Origin of the sequence: Meishania litoralis, from assembly GCF_042611095.1 — a bacterium.
In the GTDB taxonomy this organism is placed as follows: Bacteria; Bacteroidota; Bacteroidia; order Flavobacteriales; family Flavobacteriaceae; genus Meishania; species Meishania litoralis.
In genome coordinates this window covers 688,341-709,958 of the sequence record NZ_JBHFPV010000002.1, presented here as the reverse complement: position 1 = coordinate 709,958, position 21,618 = coordinate 688,341, and the positions used below count along the sequence as shown (strand labels likewise).

Annotated in this window: 22 protein-coding genes; 12 read left to right on the top strand and 10 right to left on the bottom strand. The window is 43.0% G+C overall.

The window, feature by feature from the left end; all coding sequences use genetic code 11:
* Nucleotides 1-68 precede the first annotated feature (68 nt).
* Nucleotides 69-884: a mechanosensitive ion channel family protein gene (locus ACEZ3G_RS12300; protein WP_432425792.1), complete on the top strand. Its 816-nt coding sequence runs from the start codon at nt 69-71 to the stop codon at nt 882-884.
* Nucleotides 885-948: 64 nt separating this feature from the next.
* On the opposite strand, the gene purB is transcribed toward ACEZ3G_RS12300, so the two are convergent.
* The 3 genes from purB to ACEZ3G_RS12285 all read right to left on the bottom strand — a co-directional run bounded on the left by purB (nt 949) and on the right by ACEZ3G_RS12285 (nt 3,803).
* Nucleotides 949-2,289 carry an adenylosuccinate lyase gene (purB, locus tag ACEZ3G_RS12295; protein WP_432425791.1) on the bottom strand — a complete coding sequence of 447 codons (1,341 nt, stop codon included), beginning with the start codon at nt 2,287-2,289 and terminating at the stop codon, nt 949-951.
* Nucleotides 2,290-2,398: 109 nt separating this feature from the next.
* Nucleotides 2,399-2,959, bottom strand: coding sequence for an adenylosuccinate lyase (locus ACEZ3G_RS12290; RefSeq protein WP_432425790.1), 561 nt, complete (start codon nt 2,957-2,959; stop codon nt 2,399-2,401).
* Between the two features lie 148 nt (nt 2,960-3,107).
* Nucleotides 3,108-3,803, bottom strand: coding sequence for an SIR2 family NAD-dependent protein deacylase (locus ACEZ3G_RS12285; protein WP_432425789.1), 696 nt, complete (start codon nt 3,801-3,803; stop codon nt 3,108-3,110).
* Nucleotides 3,804-3,837: 34 nt separating this feature from the next.
* On the opposite strand from ACEZ3G_RS12285, the gene ACEZ3G_RS12280 reads away from it, so the two are divergent.
* The 3 genes from ACEZ3G_RS12280 to ACEZ3G_RS12270 are packed head-to-tail and all read left to right on the top strand — an operon-like array spanning nt 3,838 to nt 5,447.
* The gene (locus tag ACEZ3G_RS12280; protein ID WP_432425788.1) at nt 3,838-4,494 is read left to right on the top strand and encodes a TrmH family RNA methyltransferase; all 657 of its coding nucleotides are present in this window, start codon (nt 3,838-3,840) and stop codon (nt 4,492-4,494) included.
* A 42-nt stretch (nt 4,495-4,536) separates the two neighbouring features.
* Nucleotides 4,537-5,067, top strand: a complete 531-nt coding sequence (locus ACEZ3G_RS12275; RefSeq protein WP_432425787.1) for an SRPBCC family protein — start codon at nt 4,537-4,539, stop codon at nt 5,065-5,067.
* Nucleotides 5,068-5,069: 2 nt separating this feature from the next.
* Nucleotides 5,070-5,447 carry a VOC family protein gene (locus ACEZ3G_RS12270; protein WP_432425786.1) on the top strand — a complete coding sequence of 126 codons (378 nt, stop codon included), beginning with the start codon at nt 5,070-5,072 and terminating at the stop codon, nt 5,445-5,447.
* Nucleotides 5,448-5,461: 14 nt separating this feature from the next.
* Here ACEZ3G_RS12270 and ACEZ3G_RS12265 read toward each other — a convergent pair whose 3' ends face one another.
* The 5 genes from ACEZ3G_RS12265 to ACEZ3G_RS12245 form a co-directional block, all read right to left on the bottom strand.
* The gene (locus ACEZ3G_RS12265) at nt 5,462-7,153 is read right to left on the bottom strand and encodes an alpha-amylase family glycosyl hydrolase (RefSeq protein WP_432425785.1); all 1,692 of its coding nucleotides are present in this window, start codon (nt 7,151-7,153) and stop codon (nt 5,462-5,464) included.
* A gap of 50 nt (nt 7,154-7,203) precedes the next feature.
* Nucleotides 7,204-7,980 (bottom strand): carboxypeptidase-like regulatory domain-containing protein, encoded by a 777-nt coding sequence (locus tag ACEZ3G_RS12260; protein ID WP_432425784.1) that lies wholly within the window; start codon nt 7,978-7,980, stop codon nt 7,204-7,206.
* Nucleotides 7,981-8,083: 103 nt separating this feature from the next.
* Nucleotides 8,084-9,859: a DEAD/DEAH box helicase gene (locus ACEZ3G_RS12255; protein WP_432425783.1), complete on the bottom strand. Its 1,776-nt coding sequence runs from the start codon at nt 9,857-9,859 to the stop codon at nt 8,084-8,086.
* A 177-nt stretch (nt 9,860-10,036) separates the two neighbouring features.
* Nucleotides 10,037-10,699, bottom strand: a complete 663-nt coding sequence (locus tag ACEZ3G_RS12250; RefSeq protein ID WP_432425782.1) for a DUF4337 domain-containing protein — start codon at nt 10,697-10,699, stop codon at nt 10,037-10,039.
* Nucleotides 10,696-11,274 (bottom strand): non-canonical purine NTP diphosphatase, encoded by a 579-nt coding sequence (locus tag ACEZ3G_RS12245; RefSeq protein WP_432425781.1) that lies wholly within the window; start codon nt 11,272-11,274, stop codon nt 10,696-10,698. Before ACEZ3G_RS12245 ends, ACEZ3G_RS12250 begins: the two co-directional genes overlap by 4 nt.
* Before the next feature lie 52 nt (nt 11,275-11,326).
* Between ACEZ3G_RS12245 and ACEZ3G_RS12240 the strand changes: the two genes are divergently transcribed.
* The 4 genes from ACEZ3G_RS12240 (at nt 11,327) to ACEZ3G_RS12225 (ending at nt 15,614) form a co-directional block, all read left to right on the top strand.
* Nucleotides 11,327-11,779: a methyltransferase family protein gene (locus ACEZ3G_RS12240; protein ID WP_432425780.1), complete on the top strand. Its 453-nt coding sequence runs from the start codon at nt 11,327-11,329 to the stop codon at nt 11,777-11,779.
* Between the two features lie 36 nt (nt 11,780-11,815).
* Nucleotides 11,816-12,973, top strand: coding sequence for a cellulase family glycosylhydrolase (locus ACEZ3G_RS12235; protein ID WP_432425779.1), 1,158 nt, complete (start codon nt 11,816-11,818; stop codon nt 12,971-12,973).
* A gap of 109 nt (nt 12,974-13,082) precedes the next feature.
* Complete coding sequence (gene serA / locus ACEZ3G_RS12230; protein WP_432425778.1) at nt 13,083-14,975, top strand: phosphoglycerate dehydrogenase; 1,893 nt, start codon at nt 13,083-13,085, stop codon at nt 14,973-14,975.
* A gap of 21 nt (nt 14,976-14,996) precedes the next feature.
* Nucleotides 14,997-15,614 carry a hypothetical protein gene (locus ACEZ3G_RS12225; RefSeq protein ID WP_432425777.1) on the top strand — a complete coding sequence of 206 codons (618 nt, stop codon included), beginning with the start codon at nt 14,997-14,999 and terminating at the stop codon, nt 15,612-15,614.
* A 114-nt stretch (nt 15,615-15,728) separates the two neighbouring features.
* On the opposite strand, the gene ACEZ3G_RS12220 is transcribed toward ACEZ3G_RS12225, so the two are convergent.
* Together ACEZ3G_RS12220 and rlmH are read right to left on the bottom strand one after the other, a co-directional pair.
* Complete coding sequence (locus ACEZ3G_RS12220; RefSeq protein ID WP_432425776.1) at nt 15,729-16,187, bottom strand: hypothetical protein; 459 nt, start codon at nt 16,185-16,187, stop codon at nt 15,729-15,731.
* On the bottom strand, nt 16,184-16,657 hold the full coding sequence (gene rlmH / locus ACEZ3G_RS12215; protein WP_432425775.1) for a 23S rRNA (pseudouridine(1915)-N(3))-methyltransferase RlmH: 474 nt from the start codon (nt 16,655-16,657) through the stop codon (nt 16,184-16,186). Before rlmH ends, ACEZ3G_RS12220 begins: the two co-directional genes overlap by 4 nt.
* 84 nt (nt 16,658-16,741) lie before the next feature.
* Between rlmH and nadC the strand changes: the two genes are divergently transcribed.
* From nadC to priA, 4 genes are all read left to right on the top strand, one after another.
* The gene (gene nadC, locus ACEZ3G_RS12210; RefSeq protein ID WP_432425774.1) at nt 16,742-17,599 is read left to right on the top strand and encodes a carboxylating nicotinate-nucleotide diphosphorylase; all 858 of its coding nucleotides are present in this window, start codon (nt 16,742-16,744) and stop codon (nt 17,597-17,599) included.
* Complete coding sequence (locus ACEZ3G_RS12205; RefSeq protein ID WP_432425773.1) at nt 17,600-18,565, top strand: YihY/virulence factor BrkB family protein; 966 nt, start codon at nt 17,600-17,602, stop codon at nt 18,563-18,565. It abuts the gene before it with no gap.
* Nucleotide 18,566: 1 nt separating this feature from the next.
* A complete protein-coding gene (locus ACEZ3G_RS12200) occupies nt 18,567-18,998 on the top strand; it encodes a DUF2147 domain-containing protein (RefSeq protein WP_432425772.1) in 432 nt (143 codons plus the stop codon).
* A gap of 163 nt (nt 18,999-19,161) precedes the next feature.
* A complete protein-coding gene (priA, locus tag ACEZ3G_RS12195; protein WP_432425771.1) occupies nt 19,162-21,618 on the top strand; it encodes a replication restart helicase PriA in 2,457 nt (818 codons plus the stop codon).

Sequence of the window (21,618 nt, the reverse complement as noted above, 5' to 3'; positions counted from 1 at the left end):
TTTTTGAACAGCAATCATTATATTCGCCCAACTATAAACATTTACACTAAATCAAAAACATGACAATTATGGAAGATGCACAATTATGGATGGACAAGGGAATTGACTTTGTAGCTGAATATGGCCCCAAGGTCTTGGGCGCCATTCTGATTTATATTATCGGTTCTTGGGTTATTGGGAAGATCATCGGTGCGGCAAGAAAAATGATGGCCAAGGGAACCTATGAAGAATCACTTCAAAAGTTTCTGTTGAATCTGGCCTCATGGGCCTTGAAGGTTCTTTTGATAATTATCGTTATTTCTACCTTAGGTGTAGATGTAACGACTTTTGCAGCTGTAATCGCTGCCGCTGGTTTGGCCATTGGCCTAGCCTTGCAAGGCTCACTCGCCAATTTTGCCGGCGGTGTTTTGATTATGATTTTCAAGCCCTACAAAATTGGCGACCTTATAGAGGCGCAAGGTGTTCTGGGTGTCGTTAAGGAAATCGAGATATTTACCACGAAACTGGTTACGCCCGAGAATAAGCTGGCCATTGTGCCGAACGGCGCCATGGGAAATGGTAATATCATCAATTATACGGCGGAAGGAAAAATCAGGGTCGATACGACCATTGGCATCGGTTATGACGAGGATATCAAAAAAGCGAAAGAGGTATTGCTTGAAGTTTTGACTTCGAATCCTCAAGTTTTGAAAGATCCTGCTCCTTCGGTAAATGTTTCCGAACTTGCGGATAGTTCGGTGAATTTTGCCGTTCGACCGTTTTGCAGGCCTGAAGATTACTGGGATGTATATTTTGCGACATACGAAGGGTGCAAACTGGCATTGGATAAGGCCGGAATCGAAATTCCTTACCCACATGCCGTCGAAATTCAAAAGAAAGGATAGTTTACGTTATGTGTACAAACAAAAAAGACCGTTTTTAACGGTCTTTTTTTTGTTGTTTACAAGGTCATATTCCGGTATAATTGGCCGGGGTAATGGTTTTTAGTTCAGTTTTGATCGCTTCTGAAATCTCTAAGGTATCTATGAACTTGGCAATGGATTCTTGATCGATTTTTTCATTGGTACGCGTAAGCCCTTTTAGGGCCTCGTAGGGATTGGGATACCCTTCACGGCGTAAAATTGTCTGGATCGCTTCTGCGACCACGGCCCAATTATTCTCCAAATCCTGCTCGAATTTTGCGGTGTTGATCAAAAGTTTGTTCAATCCTTTCAATGTCGATTGAAAGGCCAAGATGGTATGTGCGAAGGGTACGCCGACATTTCGCAACACTGTACTGTCGGTAAGGTCGCGCTGTAATCTTGAAACGGGCAGTTTGGCCGATAAATGTTCAAAAAGGGCGTTTGCAATACCAAGGTTACCCTCCGAATTTTCAAAATCTATCGGGTTCACTTTGTGGGGCATTGCCGAAGACCCTACCTCGCCCGCCTTGATTTTCTGTTTGAAGTAATCCATCGAAACATAGGTCCAAAAATCCCGGTCCAAATCCAAGATTATGGTATTGATACGTTTCAGGGTATCAAAAAGAGCGGCCATGTGGTCATAATGCTCGATTTGCGTGGTGGGGAACGAGTGGTAAAGACCTAGTTTTTGCACGAAATTTTGGCCGAAGGCTTTCCAATCGATGTCGGGGTACGCGACTTTATGCGCGTTGTAATTTCCTGTGGCGCCTCCGAATTTGGCAGCACTCGGTATGTCGTTCAAAAGATTGAACTGTTCTTTTAGCCGATGCACGAAAACATCGATTTCTTTTCCTAAACGGGTGGGTGATGCCGGCTGTCCGTGCGTTCTTGCCAACATCGAAACGTCTGACCACTCTGTGACCAATGCCTCCAATTTTTCAAGTATCTCAAAATATTGGGGCACATAAACATCGTTCATGGCTTCCTTTATCGAGAGCGGAACGGCCGTATTGTTGATATCTTGTGAAGTCAATCCGAAATGGATAAATTCTTTAAAAGCACTAAGTCCCGTTGCATCGAATTTATCCTTGATAAAATATTCGACAGCCTTGACGTCGTGATTGGTGACCTTTTCGATATCCTTTATTTTTTGGGCATCCTCAGAACTAAAATCAACATATATTTTTCTGAGTGTTTCGAATTTTGAAGCATCGAAACCTTCAAGCTGGGGTAAGGGAATTTCACACAGGGCAATGAAATACTCGATTTCTATGCGAACACGATATTTGATAAGGGCCTCTTCAGAAAAAAAACGGGCCAATGCATCCGTTTTACCTCTGTATCGCCCATCAATCGGAGAAATTGCGCTTAAGGAATTTATAGACATTCGCTTTTGGGTTGATTATTTTTGAAGCTACAAAGATACCTATTAACGCGGTAGATTAAAAGGGAGGTAGGGTATTAGTTTATGAGATTACATTTCGGCCGCCACTACATTACTTAATTTTGGCCAGGGTCATTCTGGCCCTCGCCTTGTAAGCCGCGCTGCCTTCGGCGTAATTTTGTTCAAGGACCATTTTAAGTTCGGGAAGGATCCAATTGAATTTTCGCCCCAAAAGCAAAAGACTGGTCATCGAGTAGGCTTTGGCGGCTACCTTATGGTCTCCGATCAACCAATCAAAACAGGCCGTGGCTATTCGTTCTAGATGTTCTTCGGTCATTTCGATCTGTACATTGGAAGACTTTTTTGAAAAATAAGCTTTCGTCAAGAACTCACAGATCTTGGCTATGGGCCTGACTGATGAGTCCAATTGTATCTTGCCAAGATTGGCTGTAAAATCATCGAGATAGGGTAGTAGATACGATAAATTCTCCTTGGCCGTGAATTCCATCACCCAACAGGCCCGGCTTGAGATTGGGTCATCATCCACAAAGGCGATTTCCAGCAATGGGGCAATGACTTGCGGGTCGTTCAAAACCAACATGGCCATTTGCATTCGTTTTTCACGTGAATGGTCGACGTAGTTGAGCGAATCGTATAGTTCCGTTTTTTTCAAGATACATGGTTTAGACTTGCCTCAAAAATGAATTAATGAAAATAGTAAAAAAAGTAGGGCAAGACTCAGCAAGGTCATTCTCGTACTTAAAGTATACCCTTCGTGCCGAAAAGGGGTTTTTGTAAGGTAATAGCTGGGCCGGGGGAAACTAAAATGTTTTGCCGATTAGGTCTGAGACCAATGATGGCAATCCATTTACCGCAGTTTTTGGTATTATCGTAAGATTCTCAAAATCATATTTCGAAATGCTCGGCCGGGGATCGATAAAATATATCGGAACACCTGAATGTACGTAATTCACAAGACCAGCGGCCGGATAGACCTGCATTGACGTGCCGATAATGATCAGAATGCTTGCCATCGATGTAATTTCGGCCGCTTTTGGCAACAGGGGCACCTGTTCACCGAACCATACAATGTGGGGACGCAATTGATGGCCATGTTCGCTTACATCTCCTAGATAAAGATCTTTCTTCCAATCAATAACCGTATTTTCGTTCTGTGTACACCTGACCTTGAACAGTTCGCCGTGCAAGTGAAGCACCTCAGAGCTTCCCGCGCGTTCGTGAAGGTCATCAACGTTCTGGGTTATTATCGAGACTTTGAATTTTTCCTCAAGTTTGACCAGGGCATGGTGCGCTTCGTTGGGATCGACCTGTAAAAGCTGTTTTCTACGTTGGTTGTAAAAATCCAATACAAGGGCCGGATTGCTTTTGAATCCCGTAGGGGAGGCTACTTCCATTACATTATGGCCTTCCCAGAGTCCGTTGGCATCGCGAAAGGTCTTAAGGCCGCTCTCCGCGCTCATACCGGCCCCGGTCAAAACTACAATTCGTTGTTTCATGTTCTAAAAATAGACTTTTTATTATATTCGATTTATGGACGATCAACGGCTTCTTGCTTATTTGGAGGAATTCATTAGCCCTGCGCGTATCGACAGGTTTTCAGAGGTGCTCAAGGAGAGAACAAAATATATTACCGTGGCCTTGGAAGACGTTTTTCAATTGCACAATACCAGTGCGGTCATACGAAGTTGTGAGGTTTTTGGCATTCAAGAGGCCCATGTAATCGAAGCAAGGTTCGGGAAACGATTGGACAAAAACATCGCAATGGGCGCCCAACAGTGGGTAGACGTACATCGTTATAAGAATACGAAAACATGTATTCAAGAATTAAGGGATAGTGGATATCAAATAATGGCCACTGTGCCTTCAATAAGCGCGACCCCATTGGATGATTTTGAAATCGACAGGAAAACCGCTTTGTTTTTTGGTACGGAAAAGGAGGGATTGAGCGATGAGGTGCTGCGATCATCCGACGGCTTGCTTCGCATACCCATGTTCGGTTTTACGGAAAGCCTGAATATCTCGGTATCAGCGGCGATCTTGTTGCACCAACTGAGTACAAAGCTTCGAAAAACGAATCTTCCGTGGCAGTTAAGCGAAAGCGAAAAACTAAAAATACGTCTCGATTGGACCAAGAAGTCGATCAAAAGCATCGATGACATTTTGAACAGGTACCGGTCTGTGCATTGAATTTTTCAGTATATTTAATTCAACCAACTAATTGATAAACAAATGGCTACACTACTTTATATTCTGTTGGCGGTCGTTGCTTTGGTGGTTTTCTTAGCACTCATCGCACCAAAAACCTATGATGTTTCACGTTCTATCGAAATCGAGAGTCCGAAGAACGAAGTTTTCGATTACCTAAAGTATTTAAAGAATATGGATGAATGGTCGCCTTGGGCCCAAAAAGATCCGAATATGAAAAAGAAGTTCACCGGAACCGATGGCGAAGTCGGGGCCATAAGTTATTGGAACGGCAACAAGGATGTCGGAGAAGGGGAACAGGAAATAACGAAAATAGTCAACGGTGACCGTATCGAATCGGAGCTTCGCTTTTTAAAGCCATGGAAATCGACATCGGATTGTTATACCAAGGTCGAGAATTCAGGTGTTAGCGCTACTAAAGTGACATGGGGTTTTACCGGAAAGAATAAATTTCCGATGAATATTATGGCCCTTTTTATGAGTATGGACAAAATGGTGGGCAAGGATTTTGAAGAAGGTTTGGCCACCTTAAAGGCAACTCTGGAAAAAAAGTAATTATGGATCATAACATGGTGGGTTGGTTCGAAATTCCTGTAACGGATATGGATCGGGCCAAGAAATTCTATGAATCGGTTTTTGAAATAGAAATTGGCATCCATGACCTTGGAGGATTTCAAATGGGATGGTTTCCGAGCAATCATGAAAAATCGGGAGCGAGCGGATCTTTGGTCAAGCACGAGATGTACAAACCCAGTTCTACCGATGGCACTTTGATTTACTTTTCGTGCAAAGACGTTGCCAATCAGCTTGGCAGGGTAGAGGCTGCCGGGGGCGAAATAATGCAACCCAAAAAGGAAATCGGGGGAGGCCATGGTTTTATGGCCTTGATAAAGGATACCGAAGGCAACCGGATTGCCTTGCATTCACAGCAGTAAATGATTCTTGAAAACTATTGTGCCAGTTCGATAAGTGCAATGTCGAAATCGTTTTCCAGGGTCACTTTTCCATTCTTGACCTCTACCTCGGTTCGCGAATAGGTATCGAACAGTTTGGTTCCGTCACCAAAGAAACCTTTTACCCAAAGTGATTTCTTGCCTTTGGGCAAATCAAGCCCCACTACGACCTTATCCCTAAAATCGCCATCGACATATGTTCTACTGAATACATAGGGCTTTTTGCCCAATCTTTTATGTTTTCCCGCACCTATCGCAGGATGGTCGCGCCTGAATTTTCCAAGTTTTTGCCAGTGCTCAAGAATTTGTTGCGTTTCAGCATTGTTCGCGATTTCCTCCCAATTCATAAAAGAACGCAATGTGGCATCGCCCTCTGTTCCCTCAATTATTAAAGGCCTTGCCGATTCGTCGCCATAGTAGATCTGGGAAGCCCCGGGCGTGAGCAACAAAACGTTGCCGGCCCGAATGGAATCTTTGCGCTCGATGTCATAGGGCTGCATGTCGTCATGTGAAGTCAGGTAATTGAGAATACTTTTGTCTTTTAGTTTGGTGCCAAGCAGCGAACTATACTTATTGAAAATCGTTTCATAGTCGTTCAGTGCATCGTCTTTAAGCTCAAAATTGATAAGGCTCTTGAAGCCATGGTCAAAGTAGTCCACTTTTTTGTCCCCGAAATCATATTCCCTTCCCCCTGAAATTCCATATCCATATACCTCTCCGACCATGTAAAACGGATTGTCGTCCAATATCTCTTCGGGATGCTTTTTTTTCCAAGTGTCGAAAGCATGTGAAGCTTCTTTATACAATTCTGACCATGCGTTTTCATCGGCGTGTTTAACGGTATCGACCCGAAACCCGTCGATTCCGAAATCATTGACGTAATCGGTCAACCACTTGATAATATAGAATCGTGGGGCCCTTGGGTATCCTGTACGTTCAAAGAACAATTGGAGTTCATCAAGTTCATTGCTCAACCTGCCTTCTTCTTTCCATTTGGCCAAGAGCTGGTCGGGCAATTCGACCGGTTCGTTCGATTCGGTAAGAATATCAGGCAAATTATCTACCAAGGTACAACTCGTTGTATTCTCATAATTGGTAAATTCACAAGTCGGATCGGTTCGTACCCAATCTTCTGGCCAGACAGGATCTTTCCCGGTCACCGGACCGGTATGGTTCAAGACGACATCCATTAAAATACGGATGCCCTTTTTGTGCGCTGTTTTGACCAAAATCTCAAGATCTTTTTTTGTTCCGAAATTTGGATCTAGTGCCGTCCAATCCTTCGCCCAATAACCATGGTATCCATAGGTGTTTCCAGTACTTTCATCGGTTGAACCATGGATTTGCTCTACAACGGGCGTGAACCAAATAGCGTTTATACCCAGTTCGGAAAAATAGCCTTCGTCTATTTTTTGGGTTATTCCTTCGAGATCACCACCCATAAAGCCTCGTAGAATGCCCGTAGTGTCAGTTCTATCGAAATTGACATCATTTGCAGTATTCCCGTTGTTAAAACGATCGGTAAGTAAGAAGTAGATGTTGGCGCCCTCCCAAACAAACGGAATTTTTTTTTCGGGTGCTGAGATTGGCTCCTGCATCTGTACTGTCGGCTTCACGGGCTCTTTTTTTTCTTCCTTACAGGCAAAAAAAGATAAGGAAATTATAACACCGATCAGCAGTTTTTTCATCTTAAGCTATTTTGGCTAAAGCTATAAAATGCAGTTGGAAATAGAAAATTTTATTTTTCGCGGTTAAGCACTTTGAATTCTTCGTAACAGCTGCTTATCGCATCGAGAATTTGAAGGTCGTTGGCGGTCGTAATAAATGACTTCGAGTAGTTGCAATTGCTTAATATGTCTTCGATATCGACTTTTTCGAGCTGAAGCAATTCGACCAGGGTCTCGCGGTCGAATTTCGAGGCCAAAAGATCTCGAATTTGGTCGTCTTCTTTCATTTTGCGCAATTTTCGCATCTGGTTCGGCTGCCTTCCGAAGAGATTGCGCAACAGATCCGCCGGATTCAAAATCGCCCCCAACACTTTAGTAACCGCACTAGGTGTTTTGTTACCCGCTTCATAACCGACATTCAGACCTGAAATACTGTATTGATACCCATTGTTTACGACCATATTCTTTACATCGATTTCAAGAAATCCGGTCAATTGATAGGGCCTGACGATTACCTCTTCGAGGGCATAGGCGAGTTCGGTCAAGGCTATCTTGGTATCCTCGAACTTGAACATATCGTTCGTGACCCTGATTTTTTGGGGTTTGAAGCCTAGAAAGGTCAGGTAAAGCGTATCGTTGACCGCGGCGGTAATGGCGAACTCGCCTTTTTCATTGGTAATGGTGCCGATAACCTGATTAAGGTTCAAAACATGCACACTTTCCATGGGGTCATCGGTCTGTGCATTGATTACGGTAGCCCTGATTTTTCTATCGATAGTATCACCGTCTTCTTGCGAAAATGCGGTAAAACACAATAAGGTAAGAAATAGCGTAAAATAATTCTTCATTGAACCTTAGTCAGCTTTAAAGGTACTAAACAAAGCAAAAAAAATACGCCGTAGCGTATTTTTAATATAGAATTAACCAAAAAAGTGGTTATGTGCTTACGCGTCAAAAGAAATCGCTTTTTCGTTTACTTCTTCTTTTTCCGGAATAATTCGCGCTGCCTTTTGAAGAATTTTTATCCGTGCGTTTTCCTCGACCCCGATCTTTTCCGCCACGGCCGCGATCCTTTTTTTTGGGACGGCTTCCACGTTTTCCGCCCCCAGAACCGCCGGGAATTGTGGAAACCTCGACATTCACAAACCTTCCATCAACTTTGAAATCCGTAAAATGGGCCAGTACTTTTTCGGTGTCGCTGGCATCGGTGTTGAAGAACGAAAAACTATCCTTGACATCGACTTTGTAAATCGAATCACGGCCGAGGTCCAAAGTGTCTTTGAGAAAATCTTTTAACGACATCCAATCGTACCCATCTTTTTCGCCTACATTGATAAAGTAGCGAACCGAACCATCGGAAGAAGAATTGTCCTTGCGGCCCGATTTCTCACCACGCCCCTGATCTGGAGTGTTCAGATCGTGGGCCTTACTGTAATAATTGTAGAATCGCGTGAACTCGACCGAAACTATTTTTTTGATCAGTTCGTCGCGGTCCATGCCCTGCAGTACATCGTTTATGGCCGGCAGGTAATTTTCTACCTCCTTGTTGATTTTGGTGTCCTTTATCTTGTTGGCCAGATGGTACAGTTGTATTTCGCAAATTTCCATTCCGGTGGGAATCTTTTTTGAAATAAACTGCTGCTTGATCTTGTTTTCGATGGTCTTGATCTTTCGCAACTCGCTTCGCGTAACGATGACCATTGAGATACCTGATTTTCCGGCACGGCCTGTTCTTCCACTACGGTGGGTATAGGTTTCGATTTCATCGGGCAATTGATAATTGATCACATGGGTAATATCGTCAACATCGATTCCCCGAGCGGCTACATCGGTGGCCACAAGCATTTGGATCTGTTTTTTCCGGAAGGCGTTCATGACCAGATCACGCTGGTTTTGACTAAGGTCTCCATGAAGTGCCCCGGCATTATAACCGTCTTCGATCAATTTTTCGGCCACTTTTTGAGTGTCGCGCTTCGTTCTACAGAATACGACCGAAAAAATATCGGGATTCGTATCGGCAAGTCGCTTCAGGGCAGGGTAACGATCTCTTCCCCCGACAACGTAGTATTCATGTTGTACCGTCGATGTTCCTGCATTTTTGGTTCCCACCGTGATTTCTTGTGGGGCGTGCATGAATTTTTTCGCAATTACAGATACCTCTTTTGGCATGGTGGCCGAAAAAAGCCAAGTCGATTTTTCCTGTGGCGTATTCGAAAGAATGTCCTTGATATCTTCAAAAAAGCCCATGTTGAGCATTTCATCGGCCTCGTCCAAGACACAATAATCGATTTTGGAGATGTCGACGAGTTTGCGGCCGATCATATCCTTCATTCTTCCCGGTGTCGCAACGATAATCTGCGCCCCGCGTTTGATCTGTCTTGCCTGTTCGGTAATACTCGCCCCACCATAAATGGCCACGACGTTTATGTTTTTCTCATATTTGCTATAGAGCTGCAATTCGCTGGTGATCTGTAAACAGAGCTCACGGGTAGGCGATAGGATCAACCCTTGGGTAGTGCGGCTATCACCATCGATTTTTTGAATCAGCGGAAAACCAAATGCAGCGGTCTTTCCGGTACCTGTTTGGGCCAGTGCGACGAGGTCGGTCTCACTTTCCAATAAAATGGGGATTGCTTTTTCCTGTACTTCCGAGGGGTTTTCAAAACCCATGTCGGCAACAGCATTCAAGAGGGACTTTTGCAGCCCTAATGCTTCAAACTTTGTCATACTAATGATTATTTAATCGCTAAATAGGCCTGTTGCATTAAGCGATTATCGTATAACCCAGTGGACTCCGCTTCTCGCAACTCCTTCGACCCAAATCTGTTATCGGGTCGGCGTTGTTAATAAAGCGGCAAATGTACTCTTTAAAATCGACTTGGCGGCCAAAAGGAAGTTTTATCGTCAAGGCGCAAGCATATACCCGTAAATTGACATGACTATGCCGACAATTCCAAAAACGATCATTAAGGTTATAAACGACTTCTGCAATTTAGGGTTGTCATAGATGATGATACATACCGCACCCAAAACGATGCTTATTTGAAAGAACAACATGCCCAGGTCGAACCTTTTGGTGGCATTATCGTAGTCATCGGCGAGCTGCTCCCATTCCTTAACACCGACTATCTTGCCGAGTTCCCCGTCTAAATCTTGTACCCATTGTGTTTTCGGAATATTTGCCGAACCCTCTAGAATCTCGAATTTTTCGGCACCATACTTTTGGATCAAGCCTTTGGTCTCTTCGACCTGTTCAAGAATCGACGCTTGCTTGTCTTCGACCACCATGCCTGTATTCAACAAGGCCTGCAAATAATCCAATTCACTTTCTTTCAAACTTTCCTTGATACTTTTTGACTGGTACCAGCTCGAATAGTTTACAACCTTGTTGTGTGCGATCATCATCTCTTCCTCAAGTTCGCCATTGACCATTTGCGAGATGGCCATCAAGGCCGCGAAGAATGCGATCAAGACCCCACCTACCGCCTCGGCACGTTCTGAAGCGACCGAAACCTCGACCATTTCGTTTTTAGGCAATTCGGATTTTTGCTTATGTTCTGATGTCATAATATTGTCTTTAAATAAGCTATTAATTTTTCCATGGCCTTACCACGATGGCTTATCGCGTTCTTGACGGATAACGGAAGTTCGGCAAAAGTCTTGTCATATCCCTCGGGCTGAAAAATGGGGTCGTAACCGAAGCCTTTGGCCCCCGACTTTTTACTTGTTATCTGGCCTTCGACAACACCTTTAAAGTACTGTTGTTCACCCTTTAAGTTTAAGGCGATGACCGTAACGAATTTAGCGGAACGGTCGTTTAGGCCTTCAAGTTCGGTCAATAGCTTGTACATATTGTCACCTGAATTCCTTTGTTCCCCCGCGTAGCGGGCGGAATAAACCCCCGGAGCTCCGTTGAGGGCATTAACAAGTAATCCCGTATCATCCGCAAAACAGTCGAAACCATAGTTTTTGGTTACGAAATCGGCCTTTATTTTCGCATTTTCATACAAAGTTTTACCCGTTTCGGGTATTTCATCGTGACAACCGATATCGTTTAACGATAAGAGTTCGATATTTTTGGGAACCAAAGATTGTACTTCGGTAAGTTTATTTTGATTATGGGTGGCAAAAACCAATTTCATTGAAAGTAAAAAAATGCAAGTAGTAATGTTTCAAAAATAGTAATTTTATAACATGGAGTTAAAAATACCGCCTGCCGTAATCTTTATTATTTTTGCGTTTGGAATGTATCTATTGGATAAATTTTTTCCCTTGGGTGATTTTCATTTTTTCGGAAGAATATATTTGGGGTCTTTTTTATTTTTTTCAGGTATTTTGGTCGGGGTTGTTTCCTTGATCCAGTTTTTCGCTTCAAAAACCACGGCCGACCCGACAAGACCTGAAAAGGCCGCGAAACTGGTGACCAGAGGTGTTTATACTTACACGCGAAACCCTATGTATCTTGCTATGTTATTGGTATTACTGGGCTTAGGCATTCACTTGGGCAATGCTTTTAACGTACTTTTGGCTGCGAGTTTTGTGAGTTATATGAACCGCTTTCAAATACAACCTGAAGAACGGGCCCTGAGTAAAAAATTTGGAAAGGATTATCAACAGTATTGTACACAGGTCAGGAGATGGTTTTAAAACGATTCTTCCATACAATTAAAAATTCAAAACATTATGAGAAAGGTTATTTCAGTAATCTTAATGGTGGTCATAATCGCCTGTGGTGAAGAAAAAAAAGAACAAAGACCATCGTCAGAACAGCTTTCTGTTTCAGTACGTTGGACAAAGGAAAAAGCTTGGGAATGGTATGAAAAACAACCTTGGTTGGTCGGAGCAAATTTCAACCCGAGCAGTTCTATCAACCAATTGGAATTTTGGCAGGCCGATACCTTCGACCCTGAGACCATTGATCGAGAATTAAAATGGTCCGCCGATCTGGGTATGAACCTGCATAGGGTTTATCTCCACAATCTCTTATGGCAGCAAGATTCGGTTGGATTTTTAGATCGGTTGGATCAATATTTGACCATGGCCGACAGGCATGGTATTAAAACCATGTTCGTTTTGTTGGACGACGTTTGGCACCCGATCCCAAAGTTGGGCAAGCAACCCGAACCCACACCCCATGTACACAATTCGGGTTGGGTACAGGCACCTGGTGCCGAGATATTGGGAGATTCCACGCGACATGATGAATTGAAAGGCTATATAAAGGGAGTGGTCAATAAGTTCGCCAATGATGACCGGGTACTTGTTTGGGACATTTATAACGAGCCTGACAACGTTGCGGGACAACCGGGAAGAAAAGAGTTGGAGGTTAAGAACAAGCATATTTATTCGCTGGCACTGTTGAAGAAAGTGTTCAAATGGTCTAGGGAAGCGATGCCTACCCAACCGCTGACAACCGGAATCTGGCGCGGAGACATAGCGCATTGGGGCAACCCCGACAGCCTCCCCGCCTTGGATAGATATATGGTCGAACATTCCGATGTTATCTCGTTTCACGCCTATGATGGCAATATGGACGATGTAAGGCGCAAGATCGAGGAACTCAAGAATTATGAGCGGCCCCTGTTGTGCACTGAATATGTGGCGCGTGGATCGGGCAATACTTTTGAAACGGTAATGCCTATTTTAAAAGAAGATAAGATTGCCGCCATCAATTGGGGTTTTGTGGCCGGAAAAAGCAACACCATCTACCCTTGGGTAAGCTGGGATTCTACATTTACCGCCGAACCCGAAATCTGGCATCACGATATTCTGCGCCAAGACGGTACGCCGTATTCTCAAAAAGAATTTGATTTTATAAGGGAAATTACCGATTCACAATAGAATTTTGTACCAAAACAAGACCTATTGGTTATAGGGGTAACTTTTGATAACATTACCCTGTGGCCAATGGTATTAATCTTTATTTTTACGGCTTAATTTCAATAAAAAAATGGTAGAGGTGGGCAGAAAGTATGTTTTTGACTTTGATAGTACCTTGACAAGGGTCGAGGCCCTTGATGTATTGGCCGAAATGACCTTGCAGGGCAAATCGAACAAAGATGAGGTCATTAATGAAATACAGAAAATCACCAATTTAGGGATCGATGGCGATATTTCGTTCACCGAGTCTTTGGAGCGGCGCATCAGATTGTTGAATGCCAACAGGTCAGATTTGGATGGTCTGGTAAAAGAATTGCGCCAAAAAATCTCTAAATCAATTGAATCGAACAAAGAGTTCTTTGAAAAGTTTTCTCAGGATATTTATGTGATTTCCTGCGGCTTCAAAGAGTTTATCGACCCTATCGTCGAAGAATACAACATTCCTTCTGAACGGGTATATGCGAATACCTTCAAATTCGATAATGAAGGAAACATTATCGGTTTCGATGAAGCGAATCCGTTATCAAGGCACAACGGAAAAATCGATTGCCTTAGACAGATGGATCTTGAAGGAGAAGTGCAGGTTATCGGTGATGGCTATAGCGACTATGTAATGCGCGAGGCCGGTATTGCCGATAAATTTTTCGCCTATACCGAAAATGTGCATCGAGACAAGGCGGCCAATAATGCGGATCACGTAGCCCCTAATTTGGATGAATTTTTATTTGTGAACGACCTGCCGCGAAATATTTCCTATCCCAAGAATAGAATAAAAATTTTGTTGCTTGAAAATGTGCATCCTGCCGCATTCGAAAACCTTTCCGAAGATGGGTTTTCCGTAGAACTGGTAGACAAGGCCTTGCCTGAAGAAGAACTTATTGAAAAAATCAAAGGGGTACACGTTTTGGGAATCCGGTCAAAAACACAGGTGACACAGAATGTCTTAAATGCCGCGAATAAATTATTGGTAGTGGGCGCCTTTTGTATCGGTACCACCCAGATCGATCTCGAAACCTGCAAGAAAAAGGGCGTGGTGGTCTTTAACGCACCTTACAGCAATACGCGATCGGTAGTCGAACTGGCCATCGGGCAGATAATCATGCTAATGCGCAGCATCTTTCCAAGAAGTACCGAGATCCATAATGGCCAATGGAACAAGACCGCGGCCAATTCGCGCGAGGTGCGAGGCAAGAATATAGGGATCGTAGGCTATGGCAACATCGGAAAACAATTGTCCGTTTTGGCGGAGGCCCTTGGTATGCGGGTTTATTATTATGACATTGATGATAAACTGGCATTGGGCAATGCGGTCAAATGTAATACGCTCGAAGACTTATTGAACGTCTCGGATGTTGTAACGTTGCATATCGACGACAATAAGGCGAACAAGAACTTCATTGGTGAGCGCGAGATCGGGCAGATGAAAAAGGGGGCGATCCTAATCAATCTCTCCAGAGGATTCGTAGTGGATATCGAAGCTCTTGTCAATGCACTTAAATCAGGTAAGTTAAGTGGCGCTGCCGTCGATGTTTATCCTGAAGAGCCTAGAAGCAATGGAAAGTTCGAAACCGAACTGCAAGGTTTGGACAACGTGATATTGACGCCGCATATCGGTGGAAGCACGGAAGAGGCGCAACGCAATATCGCCGATTTCGTTCCCAACAAAATAATGGATTATATCAATTCGGGCAATACCGTTGATGCCGTTAACTTTCCGAATATCAGGTTGCCGAAACAACAGAATGCGCATCGTTTCTTGCATATTCACAAAAATGTTCCCGGTATTATGGCCCGTATCAACGAGGTTCTGGCCAAGTATGAAATGAATATTATCGGACAATACTTATCCACAGATAACGAGGTAGGCTACGTTATTACCGATCTTGACAAAGAGTATAACAAAGAGGTGGTCAAAGCACTTAAAAAGGTGGATCACACCATTAAGTTCAGGGTGCTTTATTAAAGCAAGTTACTTTAAGCTTATATGAAGAAACTCCTAGCAATTTCCGTTACTTTTTTGCTTTCTTGTCAAACAGAGAACATAGAAGGAGTTTGGATTGGACAATATAACTCTCTCAATATAAATGGGACCAAGTCATACCATAGCTTAAATACCTTAATCGTTTTTGACAAAAAAGAATTTACTAACTATGTACTAGGTCAAAAACATAAAAAACAATCGTTCGAATTTATTCGAAAAGGAAATAAAATTGTTCCACTTTCACCATCGCATCCCGGATTTAATATTGAATCGTTCTCAGAAGACAGTTTGGTTTTATCGAATCCGCAAATGGAGGAGTTTAACCTTGTCTATAGGAGGTACAATGGAAATTTTGAAAACAAGAGTATAAACATTTCTGGAAAAAGATATGAAAATAAAGCTTTGCAGAACACTTATGTTTTCGAAGCAGACTCTACTCTTTTGGTTAATTCCAAAATGGGGGGATATTGGAAACTAAAATCTATACATTCTATTGATGTATTAGAATTGATTTTTAGCGACAGTACGGAATTTATGATTATCGACTCTGTGAAGAGCAAAAAAATATTCTTGACTAAATATTCACGGAAATTAAATAAAATGATTTTGACAGAATATTAACCGCAACTGGTATTCGTCCAAAACTCTCATATAAGTAGGAGATTTGTCAAGAAGTATTTTCCATAGGCGTTGTGCCCGTCCTGACCGAGTGTTAGTTGGTATTAGTAGGTAGCACTATTTTTTAACGATACCTATCTTGCTAAACATGGGAAATGTTATTGTTTTAGCGGAACTTTGGTTGCCCCAGTATTTTTTGAGCTCCTTAATCAAATCACCCACGGAATTTTCTCGATTTTTCTTTTTATAGTTCTGAACACTTGACCAAGTGTTGAAATACCCTTCGAGTTGCGACAGGTTCATTAGGGCCTCAATGTGATACGGTTTTGATAGTTCGATTTCATCAAAAGGAAAATCGATCGTTTCATATTTTGAGTCAATGTGCCTGCGTTGTTCGTTCCAATAGGGTCCTATGGTTTCGCGATAAAAATGTCCGTTGCCCGTTCCACAATCCCAACAACCAGAACGATTTTTGACAAGACCGAGAATCTCATTAAAAAATTCCTCGGGGTAGTGTGGGCGGTACTTTTTGTATAGTTTCGCCTGTGCCGAGAAAAGGTCGATCGTCTTTTTCATCGATGGTGGTACGGTTCGTTCTTCAGGATCGTAAAGGCACGATAAATCTGCTCGACGGCAAAAAGCCGTACCATCTGGTGTGAAAAGGTCATTTTTGATAAACCGACTTTCCCCTGTGCTTTTTTGTGGACGGCATCACTGAAGCCATAAGGCCCACCAATGGCGAAGACAAACTGTTTGATGCCAGAGTTCATCTTCTTTTGCAGGTATTGCGAGAAATCGACTGAAGAATAATGCTTTCCCTTTTCGTCCAAAAGAACAAGTATATCGGTGGTGTTTATTTTTTTCAATAGCATTTCCCCCTCGAGTTCTTTCTGCCTGTTTTCCGAAAGGTTTTTGGCATTTTTCAGGTCGGGTACGATTTCGAGTTCGAATTTCACATAGTGCTTCAAACGATCTTCATATGCCGAGATCAGTTCCTGCAAAGGTTTGCTATCCGTTTTGCCAATGGCGAGAAGGCGTATCATCATAATCCAAAAATAGAATTTTCAGATTATCCCAAATGAGTTTTGGGTTTTGTTTTTAGTATTTTAGCACGGATCAATGCAGTATCTATGATTTCAGCAACGAAGTTTCAAGAAGAGATAGAAGGTATCATCAAGAATGCCATTCGAGAGGATGTAGGTGATGGCGACCACAGCTCCTTGGCCTGTATACCCTCAAATGCCACCGGTAAGGCAAAATTGTTGGTCAAGGCCGATGGTATTTTGGCGGGTGTGGATTTTGCTCGTCAGGTGTTCGAATATGTGGATCCAGAACTGGAGTTAAATGTTCAAATCAAGGATGGAACACCGGTAAAATACGGTGATATCGCCTTCTATGTAGAGGGCAGTTCACAAAGTATTTTAAAGGCCGAGCGTCTTGTCTTGAACGCGATGCAACGTATGAGTGCCATTGCGACCAAAACGAATTCTTTTGTTAAGCTTTTGGAAGGCACGAATACGAAAATCTTGGATACCCGCAAGACTACACCGGGTATACGTGCCTTAGAAAAATGGGCGGTAAAGATAGGAGGTGGAGAAAACCACAGATTTGCATTGTACGATATGATCATGCTCAAGGACAATCATATCGATTTTGCAGGGGGGATTACGAAGGCAATCGCGAAGACCAAACAATACTTGAAAGATACCGAAAGGGACTTAAAAATAATCGTAGAGGCCCGTAATTTGAATGAAATCAGGGAAATTCTAGAGTCTGATGGTATTTACCGCATCTTGATCGATAATTTCAATTTCGAGGATACGCGAAAGGCCGTCGAACTCATCGGGGACAAATGCCTGACCGAATCTTCTGGCGGAATCAATGAAAGAACCATTCGCAAGTATGCCGAATGCGGGGTCGATTATATCTCATCGGGCGCGTTGACACATTCGGTCTATAATATGGACCTGAGCCTAAAAGCGGTATAGATGTCGATAGAGATTGAAGAGAAGCTTGACAAGATTCCCGTTATTAATTGGGCGGTTCGGCTCTTGAAAAAAATAAAACTTCGCGCTTTTGAAGGACTTTCTTTTTATGATCTTATCGAAATGTACTTTTTGGGTATTGTACAAGGGGCGTTGTCGACACGTGCGAGTGCCATAGCGTTCAGTCTTTTTATGGCGTTGTTTCCGTTGTTGATCTTTCTTATCACCTTGGTCCCGTATTTGGTGCCTTACATAAATCTTGAAAACTTCGATACCCGTTTCCCTGAATTTTTAGAATCGTTTTTGCCTTCGGCGACCAACGACTATTTTGGCGGAATTTATGAGCAGATCAAAGAGCAAAAGAGTGGGGGGCTTTTGTCTTCTTCCTTTCTTATCTCGATTTTACTTATGGCGAACGGGGTAAACGCCATTTTCGGCGGATTCGAACATTCATACCATGTGAACCTAACGCGTAATTTTTTCCGGCAATACCTATACGCCTTAGGAATTGGCCTTATGCTTTCCATTCTATTGATTATCGGGGCGGCCGTCTTTCTTTATTTCGAGTTCTACACGGCACAGTTTTATAGGGAGTTTATGGAAAATGTGTATGGCGTCGTTCTTGACAACGATGATATTTTTCTATTGAAGATCGTCCAGTTTTTGTTTTTTGTGCTCTTGGCGTATCTGACCACGGCGATACTCTATTATTTTGGTACCCGTGAAGGCAAGGAAGCCAAGTTTTTTTCAATCGGGGCATTGATGACGACCATTCTGTTCACCATAACCTCGTACTTATTTGGAATATATGTTGAAAAATTTGCGCGCTATAACGAGTTGTACGGAGCCTTGGGCGGTTTATTGATACTCATGGTATTTATTTGGTTAAATTCGAATATATTGCTACTCGGATTCGAATTGAACGCTTCTTTGAATTCGTTGCGCAAGACTTTTAAACAAGATAAATAGCATGAACAGGGCCATTTTGATAATAATGTTGATGAGTACCAGTTTTTGGGTATCATCGCAAAGCGTGTTCGGAAAATGGAAGACCATTGACGACCGTACCGGAAATCCCAAGGCGATAATATCGATTTACGAAAAAAATGGCCTTATGTACGGTGATGTTGTCAAAATAGTTGAAAAAGGAAAAGAGTATGCCCTTTGCGTAAAATGCGATGGGGATAGAAAGGACAAACCCGTGGTAGGTATGACCATTATAGAAGGACTTGAAGAGAACGAGGACGGCGAGTGGAAGGGAAAGACCCTTTTCGACCCCGAGCAGGCAATGACCTTTCGCTGCAAGATATGGTTGAATCCTGACAATGCGAACGAACTTAAGGTCAGGGGCTATTTGGCTTTCATCTACCGCACCCAAACCTGGATACGCGTCGAAGGATAATGATAATTGAGGATTGAAGATTTTTGGATTGACGAACGGAGAATTGATGATCAACGAATATGGAATTATGGATTAAGGAACGTAGAACGTGGAATTCGGTTCAGAACTCTAAAATCACCATTCGTTGTTCCGCGATTAACTTGTAATCAAGTATCCCTAAATCATGCAGCACTTTATCGACGTAATCTTACCCATTCCATTAGAAAAATGTTTTACCTATAGTGTTACCCCATCGGAGGCCGATTTTTTGAGTCCGGGAATGCGCGTGGCCGTTCCCTTTGGCAAATCGAAAATATACACGGGTCTCGTTTCCGAAATCCACTCAAAGGCACCTACGGTGTACGAGGCAAAGGAAATCCATCAGATTCTTGATGAGACACCCATAGTGAACACCGTACAATTACATCACTGGCAGTGGATTTGCGATTATTATATGTGCACGATCGGTGAAGTACTGCGAAGTGCGTTGCCAAGTGCCTTTCTTTTGGAAAGTGAAACGCTGATCTTAAAAAAACCGCATACAGAAGTTGATGAATCTGATTTAAAAGATGACGAGTTCTTGGTCTATGAAGCACTACAGCACCAATCATCGCTTAAGGTACATGAGGTAAGTGCAATAATCGAACGAAAGAACGTACTGCCCGTGTTGAACAGATTGCTCGCCAAAAATGCCATTGTTCTAAAGGAAGAAATATACGAGCAATATAGGCCCAAATTGGTGCGCTATGTGAAAATGGGCCGGGAATTTCTTTCCGAAGATAAGTTGGAAGCCCTTTTACAAAGCCTGTCGCGGGCACCGAAACAGAGCCAGGTCGTTCTTGCACTTTTTCAATTGCAGGCCAGCAGTAAAAAGCCGATTTCCGTCAATGACCTGGAAAAGACGAGTGGTGGTTCCAAAGCGGTGATCAAGTCATTGGTCGATAAAGAAATATTGGAAGAATACTACGTACGACAGGATCGTATCTCATATGAGGGCGAAGGGGAGAACGCCGAATTCAAACAGCTTAACGAGATCCAAAAAAATGCTTTAGAAACTATAGTTCAAAACTTTGAAAAACAAAAAGTTACTTTGTTGCACGGGGTTACTTCTTCCGGAAAGACGGAGGTCTATGTCGAATTGATCGAAAAATGTATTCAAACGGGTAAGCAAGCCCTATATCTGCTTCCTGAAATTGCACTTACCACCCAACTGATCGCAAGATTGCAACAGTATTTTGGCGATAAGGTATCCGTTTACCATTCCAAATACAGTAGCAATGAAAGGGTAGAGGTATGGAACAACGTACTCCATAAAAACCCAAAGGCACAAATTGTAATCGGGGCACGGTCCGCACTCTTTTTGCCCTTTTCCGATTTGGGACTGATCATCGTTGATGAAGAACACGAGGGATCTTTCAAGCAGTTTGATCCTGCGCCGCGTTACCACGCCCGAGATGCCGCCATAGTGCTTTCTAGATTACATACATGTAATATACTTTTAGGCTCAGCAACGCCGAGCATCGAGACTTTTCACAATGCCCGCACCGGAAAATATGGTTACGCGCGCATCGATAGAAGGTTCGGCAACGTTTTGATGCCTGAAATGGAATTGGTAGACTTAAAGGAGCAGACCAGAAAGCGAAGGATGAAAGGCCATTTTTCGGAGCGACTTTTGGAAGAAATCAATGAAAGCCTAATTGAAGGTGAACAGATCATCCTGTTCCAAAATCGCAGAGGATATGCCCCGATCGTTGAATGCACTACTTGCGGACATGCACCGCAATGTCCGAATTGCGATGTCAGCCTGACCTATCACCAATATCGAAAACAGTTGCGCTGCCATTATTGCGGTCATCATATGGCATTGCAAGAAAGCTGTTTGGCCTGTGGATCTGCGACGCTCGACACCAAGGGTTTCGGTACCGAACAAGTAGAGCAAGAGCTTCATGAATTGTTTCCTAAAGTAAAGGTCGGTAGAATGGATTTGGATACGACCAGGGGCAAACATGCCTATGAAAAGATAATAACGGCCTTCGAACAGCAACAATTCGATGTTTTGGTCGGTACGCAAATGTTGACCAAAGGTCTTGATTTCAGAAATGTAGGCCTCGTAGGCATCATGAACGCGGATTCCCTTTTGAATTTCCCCGATTTTCGTGCCCATGAACGCAGTTTTCAATTATTGACCCAAGTGGCCGGTAGGGCGGGCCGTACGAAAAAACGAGGCAGGGTAATCATCCAATCGTATAATCCATATCACCAAATATTGAAACAGGTAACTACGGGAGATTACGCAGGCATGTACAAAGAGCAGATTTATGAACGGGAGCAATTTATATACCCCCCGACCAATAGGATCATCAAAATAACCTTTAAGCACAAAGAATACAACAGGTTGAACGAAGCGGCCGAATGGTTCGCCAAATCATTGCGCAACACGCTCATGAGTACAATACTAGGCCCTGAATACCCACCGGTTGCCCGTATTCGTAATCAATTCTTAAAAAATGTCATTGTAAAAATGTCGCTCGAAGAATCGATTTCAAAAACAAAAAACAGTATTAAGAGAGTCGAGAAATCATTCAATGCGATTTCGCAGTACAGAAGTGTCCGGGTCATTTATAATGTGGACCACATATAA